17 protein-coding genes and 2 tRNA genes are annotated in these 13,534 nt (G+C 58.5%); 15 read left to right on the forward strand and 4 right to left on the reverse strand.

Going from position 1 to position 13,534, the window contains the following annotated elements; genetic code table 11:
• Positions 1–310: 310 nt before the first annotated feature.
• The gene (locus F8N96_RS28695) at positions 311–1,000 is read right to left on the reverse strand and encodes a crotonase/enoyl-CoA hydratase family protein (protein ID WP_064678930.1); all 690 of its coding nucleotides are present in this window, start codon (positions 998–1,000) and stop codon (positions 311–313) included.
• Positions 1,001–1,307: 307 nt separating this feature from the next.
• Here F8N96_RS28695 and F8N96_RS28700 point away from each other — a divergent pair.
• From F8N96_RS28700 to F8N96_RS28765, 14 genes are all read left to right on the forward strand, one after another.
• Positions 1,308–1,397 (forward strand) — tRNA-Ser (locus F8N96_RS28700).
• A 313-nt stretch (positions 1,398–1,710) separates the two neighbouring features.
• Positions 1,711–1,786 (forward strand) — tRNA-Phe (locus F8N96_RS28705).
• 433 nt (positions 1,787–2,219) lie between these two features.
• Entirely contained in the window at positions 2,220–2,402 is a 183-nt protein-coding gene (locus tag F8N96_RS28710; protein WP_150800662.1) for a hypothetical protein, read from the forward strand.
• 157 nt (positions 2,403–2,559) lie between these two features.
• Positions 2,560–3,846 (forward strand): serine hydrolase domain-containing protein, encoded by a 1,287-nt coding sequence (locus F8N96_RS28715; RefSeq protein WP_412071829.1) that lies wholly within the window; start codon positions 2,560–2,562, stop codon positions 3,844–3,846.
• A 300-nt stretch (positions 3,847–4,146) separates the two neighbouring features.
• Positions 4,147–4,902, forward strand: coding sequence for a zeta toxin family protein (locus F8N96_RS28720; protein ID WP_150800664.1), 756 nt, complete (start codon positions 4,147–4,149; stop codon positions 4,900–4,902).
• Complete coding sequence (locus F8N96_RS28725) at positions 4,889–5,071, forward strand: hypothetical protein (RefSeq protein WP_150800665.1); 183 nt, start codon at positions 4,889–4,891, stop codon at positions 5,069–5,071. The genes F8N96_RS28720 and F8N96_RS28725 overlap by 14 nt, the downstream gene beginning before the upstream one ends.
• A 98-nt stretch (positions 5,072–5,169) precedes the next feature.
• Positions 5,170–5,490 (forward strand): YbjQ family protein, encoded by a 321-nt coding sequence (locus F8N96_RS28730; RefSeq protein ID WP_076030324.1) that lies wholly within the window; start codon positions 5,170–5,172, stop codon positions 5,488–5,490.
• A 146-nt stretch (positions 5,491–5,636) separates the two neighbouring features.
• The gene (locus F8N96_RS28735; RefSeq protein WP_150800666.1) at positions 5,637–5,825 is read left to right on the forward strand and encodes a hypothetical protein; all 189 of its coding nucleotides are present in this window, start codon (positions 5,637–5,639) and stop codon (positions 5,823–5,825) included.
• 305 nt (positions 5,826–6,130) lie between these two features.
• Complete coding sequence (locus tag F8N96_RS28740; protein ID WP_064678912.1) at positions 6,131–6,502, forward strand: hypothetical protein; 372 nt, start codon at positions 6,131–6,133, stop codon at positions 6,500–6,502.
• Between the two features lie 192 nt (positions 6,503–6,694).
• The gene (locus F8N96_RS28745; RefSeq protein ID WP_150764355.1) at positions 6,695–7,129 is read left to right on the forward strand and encodes a glycine zipper domain-containing protein; all 435 of its coding nucleotides are present in this window, start codon (positions 6,695–6,697) and stop codon (positions 7,127–7,129) included.
• A gap of 127 nt (positions 7,130–7,256) precedes the next feature.
• Positions 7,257–7,445 carry a hypothetical protein gene (locus F8N96_RS28750; RefSeq protein ID WP_150764354.1) on the forward strand — a complete coding sequence of 63 codons (189 nt, stop codon included), beginning with the start codon at positions 7,257–7,259 and terminating at the stop codon, positions 7,443–7,445.
• A gap of 107 nt (positions 7,446–7,552) precedes the next feature.
• Complete coding sequence (locus F8N96_RS28755; RefSeq protein WP_150800667.1) at positions 7,553–7,771, forward strand: hypothetical protein; 219 nt, start codon at positions 7,553–7,555, stop codon at positions 7,769–7,771.
• A gap of 100 nt (positions 7,772–7,871) precedes the next feature.
• Positions 7,872–8,261 (forward strand): hypothetical protein, encoded by a 390-nt coding sequence (locus tag F8N96_RS28760; RefSeq protein ID WP_150800668.1) that lies wholly within the window; start codon positions 7,872–7,874, stop codon positions 8,259–8,261.
• Between the two features lie 163 nt (positions 8,262–8,424).
• Positions 8,425–9,120, forward strand: coding sequence for an HAD-IA family hydrolase (locus F8N96_RS28765; RefSeq protein ID WP_150800669.1), 696 nt, complete (start codon positions 8,425–8,427; stop codon positions 9,118–9,120).
• Between the two features lie 81 nt (positions 9,121–9,201).
• Here the strand turns inward: F8N96_RS28765 and F8N96_RS28770 are convergent, their stop codons facing one another.
• Complete coding sequence (locus F8N96_RS28770; protein ID WP_150800670.1) at positions 9,202–9,948, reverse strand: 3-oxoacyl-ACP reductase family protein; 747 nt, start codon at positions 9,946–9,948, stop codon at positions 9,202–9,204.
• Between the two features lie 124 nt (positions 9,949–10,072).
• Between F8N96_RS28770 and F8N96_RS28775 the strand changes: the two genes are divergently transcribed.
• Positions 10,073–10,996, forward strand: coding sequence for a LysR family transcriptional regulator (locus tag F8N96_RS28775; protein WP_150800671.1), 924 nt, complete (start codon positions 10,073–10,075; stop codon positions 10,994–10,996).
• 117 nt (positions 10,997–11,113) lie between these two features.
• Here the strand turns inward: F8N96_RS28775 and F8N96_RS28785 are convergent, their stop codons facing one another.
• Complete coding sequence (locus tag F8N96_RS28785) at positions 11,114–11,842, reverse strand: aspartate/glutamate racemase family protein (protein WP_150800673.1); 729 nt, start codon at positions 11,840–11,842, stop codon at positions 11,114–11,116.
• Positions 11,843–11,898: 56 nt separating this feature from the next.
• Entirely contained in the window at positions 11,899–13,440 is a 1,542-nt protein-coding gene (locus F8N96_RS28790) for an NCS1 family nucleobase:cation symporter-1 (protein ID WP_150800674.1), read from the reverse strand.
• Positions 13,441–13,534: the final 94 nt, after the last annotated feature.

Here is a 13,534-nt window from a genome sequence, read left to right on the forward strand (position 1 = left end):
GGGCACCGCGGCAGGGATGCCGCGGTAGCCGCCCCCGGCCATGGATGGCCGATGGCGGCGGGCCCCCGGAGCAATGCCTTCGTTACGGCATGCCGAGCCTAGGCGAGGCACCGAATGGCGGGGCAAAAGCCCTTGGTTACTTGGGGCTCTTCCAAGTGACTCGCCGTAAGGGCGAAACCGTCAGCGGCCGTTACCGCAGAAACGGATATGTACCCCAACCAACCAACCCACCCAACCCCCAAAAAATCGCAGTCACCATAAACAGCATCACGCCACGATAGTTAGGCCATTCAATAGTGCAGCATTGGGCTTAACCCAAATGCTCCTGATCCAGGATGATCGCGTTATCCAGCGTCTCCAACAGCGCCTTGCGCACTTTGAGCTTGGTGTTCTTGTGCGCCGTCATATTGATCTTCTTCAACTGACGCGCCGCTGCCAACGCTGCACCCTGCAACTCTTCGACCGACACCACCAGATCAAGGAAACCGGCATCCACCGCGCTCTGCGGATTGAACATCTCGCCATTGATCACTGAACGGTGAAACGCCGATTTGCGCAGACGATCACGGGCGATCTCGATGCCGGCGTGGTGCATGGTCATGCCGATCTGCACCTCGTTCAGACCAATGCTGAACGGGCCGTCGACACCAATGCGATAGTCCGCCGACAACAACAAAAACGCCCCCTTGGCCACGGCATGCCCCGGGCACGCCACGATCACCGGGAACGGGTGCGACAACAGACGACGGGCCAGGGTCGAACCGGCCGTCACCAGCGCCACGGCTGCTTCAGGACCGGACGTCATCACCTTCAAGTCGTAACCGCCGGACAGAATCCCGGGCGTACCGGTAATGATCACCACCGCGCGATCAGTCACCGCCTGATCCAGCGCAGCATTAAATGCAGCAATCACGTCTGGCGAAATCGCATTGACCTTGCCATTGCTCAAGGTCAGGGTCGCGATACCGTCTTCGAGATGGTAGGAAATCAACTCACTCATGACGCTATTCCTTTCAATAAAGTAGGCCAGACGTTACCCACCGCCATAGGCCAGGTAAAGCGCTATGACTGACCCGTCAGTCACCCTTTCCCCGGCCGACGCACGTAGCCCGCCATGCTGGCAGGGTACTGCCCTCTATAGGGAAGGGGACGGCAAGCCGGAGATTGGCAGGTTTGCCATGGTCCGAAACCCGTCGCCATGACTAAATCGCTAACCGCATGAAAATTCTGCAAAAAAAGTTTGCCATCGGAAAAGCTTTCGACTACATTAGCGCGCCTCGACAGACAGAACTTGTTTGAAGAGATACGGTGAAGTGTCCGAGTGGCTTAAGGAGCACGCCTGGAAAGTGTGTATACAAGAAATTGTATCGAGAGTTCGAATCTCTCCTTCACCGCCACACATATACGAAAAAGCCCTGATCATTCAGGGCTTTTTCGTTTCTGCGTTTCTGAAAAATACCAATCGATCTGACTTGCATCGTTGTAATCGGGATCATCCTCTGGCGACATCAGCGCACGAACGCCAGGCAGCGATCGTCAGCAGACACTAATAGCTCGTCGATTCAGCGTGCTGGTTCACATGGTGATTGGGTTCATGGTTTTGAGGCTGTACTTTTCCACATTACGGTCAATCGTAACTATAGGTATTCACTGGTTTTTTTTGATTTCGTGCTTGACGCCCCAGCCGTAAAAACGTTTAATTCCGCCGCGGCCCAGATAGCTCAGTCGGTAGAGCAGGGGATTGAAAATCCCCGTGTCGGCGGTTCGATTCCGTCTCTGGGCACCACTAATACCGAACAAAAAGCCTCAGCCATGCGCTGGGGCTTTTTGCTTTCTGTAGGTAAAAAAATACCGAGACCGGGCCATTCTCGGCTAACGACCGAACCAGGAGCCTTGCCTGCAGTCCACGTGCTTTAGCGGCATCAAGCACCCGTTCAATTCGGGTACGTACCCAAATCGCCGTTTCAGCTTTGCTGAAAGCCCAGGCTAATCGGTGAAGTTGCTTTCCGAAAATTCTGTAGGACGAATGATGGTCCTGTGGGAAGCAAGGCTGGAAAGCCAACAGGTTGAGTGCTTTCCCCGGTTTCATCGCCTCCTGTGAGCCGCCTCGTACAAGGTTGTTCGTTTGCACCATCGGGTACAAAATGGCCTAAAGGGCGGCGTACGAGACGCCGCCCGCCACATGGATTGGACGCAGGCACGTTATGCAGGAACTCACCATGAAACAGGCCGAGCTGGAAAAAGTTCATGTCGAGATCGTCAAGCTGATGGCTGAACAGCGCAAGCTGAACGCTGAAGCCGGCAAGATGACCCGTGAAGCTTTTTGGTATCCGGTGGCTGTGGCGACTGGATTGATTGGTATGGTGGCGACCGTTACTGCGGTGTTGATCAAACTTCTCTAGCAGCGCGTGCCCCACCATTGGTCCGTTCAATCCCACTAAAAGTCCGGTCTTCAGCCTCTCAGTCCGCCTGTTAGACTGCTCGAACCCCTCGAACGGAATCGACACCATGTCTTGCCCTCGCATCACCCCCCGGCACTTGGCAGTTTCCATCACAGCTATGTTGATGGGCGCCCTGTCATCCCTCGCCACCGCATCCACCACTACAACCTTCCCCGACGCCGCCGCCAGCGACCCCGCAAAACTCGGTTGGATGATCGGCTCCCCACCCCCCGCCGATCGCACTCTACGTTTCGAAGACGGCAGCTATTTCCAGTTCCCGGCGATGCGCTGGAGTGTTTCGAACTTCCGCCAACTCATGCCGACCATCAACGTCTCGCGAGGACTTGGCGCACCGGTTCCCTTGCAATCTGCGTTGCGCAACGACATCGACGCCATCAGTTTCGTCCCGCTCGGCGCCAAGGCCTCGATGACCTGGGATCAATCCCTTGCGGCCACCTACACCGACGGGATTGTGGTGATGCATCGCGGCAAGGTTGTCTACGAACGTTACTTTGGCGTGCTGAAGCCTGAAGGCCAGCACGCGGCGATGTCGGTGACCAAGTCCGTGGTCGGCACGCTGGGGGCGATGTTGGTGGCGGAAGGGCGGATCGACGCGGATAAGCACGTCGCCGAGTACGTCCCCGAACTGGCGAACTCCGCGTTTGGCAGTGCCACGGTGCGTCAGGTTCTCGATATGACGACCGCACTCAAATACAGCGAGGACTATGCCGACCCGAACGCCGAAGTCTGGGCCCATGCCAAGGCTGGCAGCCCTTTACCCAAGCCGAAGGACTACACGGGACCGCGCAGCTATTACGAGTTTTTGCAGACGGTGCAGCTGCAAGGCGAGCATGGCAGCGCGTTCGCCTACAAGACCGTCAACTCCGACGTCTTGGGCTGGGTCATCGCTCGAGTGACCGGTCGTAACGTCGCGCAGTTGTTGTCCGAGCGGATCTGGAGTCGGCTGGGGGCCGAGCAGGATGCCTATTTCACGGTGGACTCCATTGGCACCCCGTTTGCCGGCGGCGGCTTGAACACCGGCTTGCGCGACCTGGCCCGGTTTGGCGAGATGTTGCGCAATGATGGCGCCTTCAACGGTCAGCAGATCGTGCCGAAAGCGGTGGTGGACGACATCCGCCATGGCGGCGACAAGCAGGCATTTGCCAAGGCCGGTTATGACTTGCTCAAAGGCTGGAGCTACCGCTCGATGTGGTGGGTGACAGATAAGGACGGCGGCGCCTTCATGGCGCGCGGAGTCTACGGTCAGCGTATCTATGTGGACCCGAACGCCGAAATGGTGATTGTTCGCTATGCGTCCCATCCGGTTGCCGCTAACTCGGCCAATGATCCGGTGACGTTGCCGGCGTTTGAAGCGATGGCTCAGCATTTGTCCGGGTCGCACTGAGAGGGGATGCACTCAAAGCGACAGACCCCTGTTGTGGCTAAAGTTGTTTACCGGTCACTGCCGTAAATCCCTTTGTCGGTTCTGCATGCTGTAGCCAATTCCTACATGCTATTCGGAATGTGCCGGCTTTTATTGTCGCCGTTTGCAAGCCAATTTAGGCGTCCCGCCGACTATTTCTTCATCCCTTCTGTGGTTCATGCTCATGCACTGACACTCAAGATATCCAGGAAGGCTGATGGTCATGTCCGCTGCTAGACGGCCGGGAACACGCTGAAACTGCGAATGAACCGAGCACTGAATATGACTCCCGAAGAAAAAGCCGTAGAAGAGGAGGCGTTTGAGTTCGCCAAAACAAACCGGGCCAGGTTGGCGAGAACAATTGCTGATACCGATGCATTTCCTTCGGAAGCTTCCCCACTGACTGTGTTCATGGCTGGCTCGCCAGGGGCAGGGAAAACCGAGATATCGAAAGGTTTGGTGGAGATGCTTGAGCAGGGTGTTGCGGGAGTTACGGCAAAGAAAATTTTACGAATTGATCCTGATGACTACAGATGCTTGATTCCGGGGTACTCAGGTGGAAATTCCTATCTGTATCACCGCGCCGTGACGAAAATACTGGAACGTGTTTTGGACAGGGTCTTTGAAAAGCGGATTTCGTTTCTGCTCGATGGAACGCTAGCCAGCATCGACGTTGCGAAGCGAAACATAAGTAGAGTTTTGGCTAGTCAACGAATTGCACAGGTTATTTACGTTTATCAGGAGCCGAGGCTTGCTTGGCAGTTTGTTCAAGCCAGAGAGATTACGGAAGGACGCAACATCCCGTTGGATGCTTTTGTCGCGCAGTATCTTGCCGCGAGGAGGAATGTAGTCGGGCTTCGGAAATGTTACGGCGAACGATTTTACGTGGACCTGATTATCAAGAATAACGATGGTACGGCTTCATTTTTTGAACAGGGTGTCAGTGTGGAGCAGATTGACGCTCTCATTCCCGACCCCTATGATCAATTCGAGCTTGTAGAGCTTTTATCCGGGGTTAAAGTGCATGAGCGTAGCTAACGACGGGGCATCCAGTCCTTTGGCCGACTTCTTCACGAAGGCATCTGCTGATACCAGGCGGGATGTTTACAACATTGTGATCAGCAAAGCTATTGCTTCTCAACGGGACGTGATTGAGAAGGCTGAAGCGATCAAGAAGGCGAATGCTTCGGTGGAAAAACACATCTGAAGATTAACGTTGAGAATTTCGAAGCCCAGCCAAATGCTGGGCTTTTTTTTACCGCCAATCACTCAGCGAATGCGTGCTCCGATTAGGAAGAGAATTGCATGATCACCACCACAACCCACTCCATCGAAGGCCGGCAAATCACCGCCTACCTGGACATCGTCAGCGCCGAGTCGGTGCAGGGCGTCAATGTCATCCGAGACCTGTTCGCCGGGATGCGGGATTTTTTCGGTGGGCGCTCCCAGACACTGGAGCGAGCCTTGAAGGAAGCACGGATTCAGGCAACCGACGAGCTCAAGGAGCGGGCGCGGGCGCTGCAGGCGGATGCGGTGGTGGGACTTGATTACGAGATCAGCATGCCGGCCGGGAAGGGCGGGATGGTGGTGGTATTTGTGACCGGGACGGCGGTCAAGCTGAGGTGAGTTCGCGAGGGCCATTCGTCGGGCACGGGTAATCTGAACTACAAGTCCAGTAATGACCGGCTAGTCTGAAACGCCTTGGCGATCGATATTTTTTCAGGCAAAAGGGCTTGCCGGTGTCGATCCCGCTTTTTGAGAGGGGCGAAGACATGGCTGATCCATATATCGAAGACGACGGTGCAGAGTTTCCGATCAACAACTGCGTGCAATGTGGGCAGACCGATTATGTGGCGGGCTTCGGTGAAGACCAGACCCATAACGACAAGATGAAATCCATGGCGCGCCCGGGACCGAAGGCGAAATTTTTACCCAAGGTAGCGCCATCGTCCAGGAAGTGATGCACCCAGCCCCGTCATCGAGCGGGTTTTTCAGGCATCGAATAAATAGTTGCAGGAAAGTGTTTCCCACGAAATCTTTCACAAAGTTTTCACACCCATCGACGTAGTCTCAGCTCATCCGTTAGAAAGCAATACTCCAGCCCGTCTCCCCAGCGGGCTTTTTTTTGCCTGTCATAAAACCTTTCCCGAAAACGCTGTCAAACCGTCGCCAACTGTGTGGTTGCGGCGACTTGTCTGTGGTCGTCGTTGGATAAGAACATTTAATTATTCTCCTTTCGGTTTTCCTTTTTCTGAGGTTTCTCGTCATGCGTTTGACTCTGCCCGCTCTGGTTCTGGGACTTTTGGTTGCTCAAGGTGCAATGGCTGCCGGCGACGGCACTGCCGCGCTGGGTGGCGGCTTGGGTGGTGCGCTGGGTAATGTGGTTGGTCAGAAAATGGGCGGCAGTACCGGTGCAGCGATTGGTGCCGGTGTGGCCGGCGCAGCGGGCAGTGCAGTTGCCGCACGCAAAGGCAGCCGTACCAAGGCCGCCATCGGTGGCGGTGTCGGCGCGGCGGGCGGTTCGGTGATCGGCAACAGCCTGGGCGGCAAGACCGGTTCGACCATCGGCGCGGGCCTGGGCGGTGCATTGGGTGGCGGCGTGGGCAGCAACCTGGCCAAGGGTCACAAGCGTCACTGATCTTTCGCGATCGCTTCTGAAAGCCCGGCTTGATGCCGGGCTTTTAGTATCTGGATGTTTCTCCGCCCTCACTCTTCGAATTGACAGCGGTCCAACGCTCGACGCTGGCCGGATTCAGCGGGCGCAGATGCTAGACTCCTGCCCATCCGCAGCATGTTCACTTCCCCCGATGCGGAATTAGAGGTTCATATCATGCGTTTGACATTGTCCACAGTGGTTCTGGGACTTTTGGTCGCTCAAGGTGCAATGGCTGCCGGTGACGGCACTGCTGCCGTTGGCGGTGGTATTGGCGGTGCGCTGGGCAACGTGGTCGGCCAGCAAATGGGCGGCAGCACGGGGGCAGCGATTGGTGCCGGCGTTGGCGGCGCGGCAGGCAGTGCGGTGGGCGCCCCCAAAGGCAGTCGGACCGAAGCGGCCATTGGTGGCGGTTTGGGCTCGGCTGGCGGCTCGGTGATTGGTAACAGCCTGGGTGGCTCGACCGGCTCTACCATCGGCGCAGGCCTGGGCGGTGCGGCGGGTGGTGCGGTCGGTAATAACCTGGGGACCGACAGCGGCAGTTCCCATTCCGGCAACGGCCACAAGCACAAGCACAAAAATAAGCACAAGAACAAAAACAAGCATCACTGATTCGACCGCGAATGACGCGGAAACCCGGCCTGGTGCCGGGTTTGTCGTATCTGTGGTCCTGTTGCGGAACGATTGCCGCAAGGCCGCCTCGAACTTCATACACTCCCTGATTGTTGCGAGGACTGCCATGACGCCTGAAACCGAAGGCACGGAAGAAAAAGGCCCGAGCGGGCTTCCGTTCATCAACGATCCCGGCAATGAAGACCCGGGCTCCCTGATGGATGACGCAACAGTGCCGCTCAACGATGCCGATGACGCCGGCGACGTGGGCAATACTGAATATGAAGAAGAGGATGAAGACGAAGACGAACAATGATCAGGCGCCGGGATCAGACTGACCGATCGTCCGCCTGATCGAACCGTGGCCGTTGCGCTGTCATCGAAATTTCAGGACCTGGTTTCAGGCCCCCTGAGAGGTGTTTTATGAACGCTCATCCAGAAGATTCCGACATCGACGACACCCCTGAATACCCACTGCCTTCTCCTACCGACCCGCTTCCACGCGACCAGCGCCCGCCGGATGATGACGCGGGCGTGGAACAAGTGCCGAACGATGATGTGCGGCGCACTGACACTGATGTTGAAGCTACGCCTGACGATCCGGACATTGCCGGCAACGATGGCTCCAATGAGCCGAGCTGACGCTCGTCCAGGATTTCATCGCCGCTGGTCGATCGAGCGGCACCTTTAAAAAACCGAGGCGGCCAGAAATCAGGTCAGCACCTTTTAAAGGAGACACTCCATGATCAGGTCAAAATGGACAGCCTTGACGGTCGCCGGCGTGTTGTCGGTCGGCTCGATGGCGGTGTTCGCTCAGTCCGATGCGCCCGTCGACAAAGGCGGCATGCCTCCCTCTACAGAGATGAATGCGGGTTCCGCCGATGGCAATGCCCTGCCACCTGGCTCCATCAAGGGCGGCAATGGCGGTGACGCCAGTGGGAGCAGCACCCGCCCGGGGACGGGAAGCGGGTCGATGAGTGGTGGGAGCTCGATGGGGAGCGGTTCTGGAAGTGGGTCTGGAGAATCCGGTAGTTCGGGGATGAGCGGCAGCGGCAGTGGTGGCAGTTCGGGCAGTGCCGGTGGAGGTACCGGTACCGCGGGCGGTGGTACAGGCGGCGCGGGAGGTGAATGAATGGCTGAATCACGGCCATTCTCCAGCACAGGGTTTTGCATTCCTCGGACGTGTTGCCGTTGCTCTATGACGGCTGCGCTCGTTATGCTGCTGAAACCTTTAATCAATCGCGGACCCGGCTTGGGCCGAGTTTCGGGATGTCATTAAAAACGGATCAGAAGCGATGAATGCTGCGCTGAATGAATTCGGCCCGATAAAGGCCGTGATTTTCGATATGGACGGCTTGCTGCTGGACACCGAGGGCATTTACACCGAAGTCACCTCCCTCATTGCCGGGCGTTATGGACGGACCTTCGACTGGAGCGTCAAACAGAACATCATCGGCCGTGGTGCGGGTGATCTGGCGCGGTATGTGGTCGAGGCGCTGGACCTGCCGATTACCGCCGAAGAGTTTCTGCAGATCCGGGAACCGCTGATGCGCGAGCGTTTTCCAGCGGCGTTGGCGATGCCGGGTGCCCAGGAACTGGTTCGGCATCTGAAGGCCAACAACATTCCGATCGCGGTGGGCACCAGTTCCTCGCGTCAGTCGTTTGGCCAGAAAACCACCTTGCACCGCGACTGGTTTGCGCTGTTCGACTTCATCGTCACCGCCGATGATCCGGAAGTCGGCGCGGCCAAGCCGGCACCGGATATTTTCCTCACTGCTGCGCGGCGCCTGGGCGTATTACCCGAGGACTGCCTGGTGTTCGAAGATTCGCCGTTCGGTGTCACGGCGGCGAAGGCGGCGGGGATGACGGCGATTGCGATTCCGGACGCGGCGATGGCCGACGAAAAGTACGCACACGCCGATGGCATTCTTCGTACGTTGAAGGCGTTCAATCCGAGTGCCTGTGGATTGCCGCACCTCGACTGGGCTTGACGACGGGAAATAATGCGGGAGCGACGGTGCGACGATTCGACTTGCTCGCCCCCACAAAGTATTGCGGTTGACTGATCTATGTCAGGCGCCGAAACCACCGTCGATGGTCAGGCTGGCACCGGTGATGTAACCGGCTTCGGGGCCCACCAGGTAAGCGACGAAACTGGCGATTTCTTCCACTTGGCCGTAGCGACCCACTGCCATCAACGGAATCAGGCTATCGGCGAAGTCGCCGCTGGCCGGGTTCATGTCGGTGTCGACCGGACCCGGTTGCACGTTGTTGATGGTGATGCCCCGTGGGCCAAGATCGCGAGACAGGCCTTTGGTCAGGCCGACCAGCGCCGATTTGCTCATGGCGTAGGGCCCACCGCCGGCGAAGGGCATGCGCTCGGCGTTGGTGCTGCCGATGTTGATGATGCGACCGCCTTCGGTCATGTGCCGGGCGGCGGCCTGGGTGGCGATGAATACGCTGCGCACGTTGATCGCCAGGGTCTGGTCGAAGTCTTCGAGTGTGAAGTCTTCCAGCGGTGCGACAGCCAGTACGCCGGCGTTGTTGACCAGGATATCCAGGCGACCGAAAGCTTCGACTGTGGCAGTGACGGCGTTGCGGATGGCCTCGGCGTCGGCACTGTCAGCCTTGATGGCCAAGGCTTTGCCGCCGTTGGCGGTGATGCTGTTCTGCAATTCTTCAGCCTTGGCCGTGGAACTGACATAGGTGAAGGCGACTGTCGCGCCTTCAGCGGCCAGGCGTTTGACGATGGCTGCGCCGATACCGCGGGAACCGCCTTGAATCAACGCCACTTTGCCGCTGAGGTTCTGAGTAGTCATATCGATCTCCAAGTCCCGAGGCGAGGTGTCTCGGTTGATGGAGCCTAGTATCGATTCAGGATTACAGGCTGTGTAGACGGTAATTGCGATAGTCTGTGTAAACCAGAAGTTTATAGTGGCGCTTATGGAAACCTTCAGCAGTATCGAATGCTTCGTGCGCAGCGCCGAAGTCGGTAGCTTTGCCGAAGCCGCGCGGCGCTTGAGCCTGACCCCGGCGGCGGTGGGCAAGAGCGTCGCCAAGCTTGAGGCTCGATTGGGTGTGCGACTGTTCCAGCGCAGCACCCGCAGCCTGACATTGACCGAAGCCGGTCATCTGTTTCTCGGCGAGGTCAGCGCCAGCCTGCTCACGATCCAGAATGCCGTGGCCAATCTGGCCAGCGCCGAAGGACGACCGGCCGGCACATTAAAGGTCAGCATGGGCACCGTGTTCGGACGCTTGTACATCGTGCCGTTGCTCGGGGAGTTTCTGCGACGGTTTCCGGCCATCAACCCGGACTGGCATTTCGATAATCGGCAGGTCGACCTGATCGCCCAGGGCTTCGACGCGGCCATCGGCGGGGGCTTCGAACTGCCTCAGGGCGTGGTGGCGCGCAAGCTGACGCCGGCGCATCGGGTATTGGTGGCTTCAGTCGACTATCTGGCGCAGCGTGGGTCTGTGGTCGAGCCCGATGATCTCAAACATCATGACGGGATCCTGATTCGATCGCCGCAAACCGGTCGCGTGCGCTCCTGGCAGTTGACCAGCAGCACCCAACAACACAGTCCATTGACGCTCAAGGCACGGATGACGATGAGTGATTCCGAAGCGGCCTGCGCCACTGCAGTCCAGGGCTTGGGCATCGCGCTGGTGAGCATGCCGTTCGCCGTGGGTTATCTGGAGGCCGGGACGTTGCAGCGGGTGTTGCCGCAGTGGTACGTCGACGATGGCAACATCTCGATCTATTACGCTGAGCACAAACTGCTGCCGGGCAAGACCCGGGCGTTTGTGGATTTCATTATTGAGCAGTTTGCGGAGCGGGGGTTGGGGCAGCGGTTCAGTGCTTTTTGAGCCAGGCTTGGGACCGAGGTGTTGCCTTCGCGAGCAGGCTCGCTCCCACAGGAGATTTGTGAGCGCCGCAGAGCCCCTGTGGGAGCGAGCCTGCTCGCGAAGAACGATAACGCGGTCTTACCTGCCAAACCTTCCAGGCCAACCCACAATTTTTTTCGGCCGGGGCGTCGCATAAGTCCGCACCTTCGACGTCGACAGCCCCAACCGCACCAACGACTCGGCAATCGTCACCGCCGCCGTCACACCATCCACCACCGGCACCCCCGTGCGCTGGCGAATCTGCTCGTCCAACCCGGCCATGCCGCCGCATCCCAGGCAAATCACCTCGGCCTTGTCCTCAAGCACCGCCAATTCCGCCTGGCGGACAATGGCCTCCAGCGCGCGCTCCGGATCGGACTCCAGCTCCAGCACGGCCAAGCCACTGGCGCGCACTGACGCACAGCGGTCCCAGAGTCCCGACAGCTTGAGACGATCCTCGATCAGCGGCACGGTGCGGTCCAGCGTCGTGACCACCGAATAGGCATGGCCCAGAAACATTGCGGTGCTGGCGGCCGCATCGGTGATATCCACCACCGGCACGTTGAGCAACTCCTGTAACCCTTCGCGGCCGTGCTCGCCGTAACCGGCCTGGATCACCGCGTCAAAGGGTTGCTCGTAGGCCAGTACCCGATCCATCACGGCGATGGCGGCCAGGTAGCTTTCGAAGTTGCCTTCGATGGAATCGGCGCCGAAGTAGGGCGTCAGGCCAATGATTTCGGTGCCGGGCGCAGCCACGGACTGCGCCGAGCGAGCGATAGCCTGGGTGATGGATTCGGTGGTGTTGACGTTGACCACGAGAATGCGCATGGAAAGTCCTTATGACGGATGGTTCTGCGGCCCGACATCGTCGGGCCGTCACGGGTTTAATGACTGACGTTGTCGACCGCGATGGATTCGCCGCTGACGTCGGCGTAGTGCGGTTGCCGTTTGGTGATAATCAGGTAGAGCATTGCGGCGATACCTGCGCCAATCAGCCAGGAGAAGGGCGATACGCTGTGGAAACCCGGCACCAGCGCCAGGACGATGGCGATCAGCGCTGCAGGAATGAACGCTGCCACGGCGCGCAGATTGACCCCGCGGCTGTAGTAATAAGCGCCGTTGGGATCTTCGCTGTACAACTGCGGCACGTTGACCTGTGCTTTTCGTACAAGCCAGTAGTCGACCATGATCACCCCGTACAGCGGGCCGAGCAAGGCGCCGAGGCCGGACAGGAAATACACGATCACCAGTGGGCTGTTGTAGAGGTTCCAGGGCAGGATCAGCACGGCAATGGTCGCGCTGATCAGCCCGGCGCGGCGGAACGTCAGGTATTTGGGCGCCAGGTTGCTGAGCACGAACGCCGGGGCGACAAAGTTGGCCATGATGTTTACCGCAACAGTCACGATCAGGAAGGCCAGGCAGCCGAGCACGAGGAAGAAGGTGTTGTGAATCGAGGCGATGATTTCAGTCGGGCTTTCGATGATCCGGCCATTGATCTGAAATTGCGCACCGCAGAGCAGGACGGTGATGCTGGCAAACACCAGGATATTCACCGGCAAGCCCCAGAAATTGCCGACTTTGATCGTCTTGCGGCACGGCGAAGAACGGGCGAAGTCACAGAAATTCAGGATCAAGGTGCCGTAGATCGACAGCCACAACGCACCGCCGGCAAAGATGTTGCGCCACATCTCGCCGCCGGTCAGCGGTTCCCGGATCGACCAGGCGATGGTTGCATTGGCCTGGAAGTACATCCACCCGGCGAGGGAGGCGACGGTCAGCAAAATCACCGGTCCGGCAAACGCCTCGTAGCGCCGCACCATCTCCATGCCATAGGCGAGGATCGCCAGTTGCACTAACCAGATCGCCACGAAACAGATCCAGCCCAGGCTCGACAGGCCAAGGATCGAATTGTGGTCGTAGTCGGCGAACCCGGGGTGCACCGCCGTCAACAACACGCGTAGCACTACGGACGCCAGGTACGTCTGAATTCCGAACCAGGCAATGGCGATGATGGCGCGGATCAACGCAGGAATCTGCGCCCCGTGTATACCGAAACTGATCCGGCTGATGACCGGGAACGGCACGCCGGTCTTCTGGCCCATGTAACCGGACAGGTTCATGAACCCGTACACCAGCGCGGCACCGATGCCCAGGGACAGCAGAATCTGCCAGCCACCCAGGCCCAAGGCATACAGGCCGATGGCGAAGGAGTAGTTGGCGATGTTGTGAACGTCGTTGGTCCACAGGGCAAAGATGCTGTAGCGGCCCCAGCGCCGACCTTCGGCCTTGGTCGGTGCCAGGTCTTTGTTGTGCAGACGCGGGCTGAGTACCACAGGTCCTTGAAACGTTTGATCGTAAGCGGCAGGTTCGGGGTGAGAGGAGGGCAGATCCAGCGCGATGTTGTTATTGGAGAGGCTAGTACGCATTCCGGCAGGCTCCTGAAGCTTGGCGCCGCGATGACTGTGCATGAGCGAAGGCTCGACAAATCTTCGTCGCGGGGCCGTAAGCATCATTGATTTA

The organism is Pseudomonas fluorescens (assembly GCF_902497855.1).
Classification (GTDB): Bacteria; Pseudomonadota; Gammaproteobacteria; order Pseudomonadales; family Pseudomonadaceae; genus Aquipseudomonas; species Aquipseudomonas fluorescens_BI.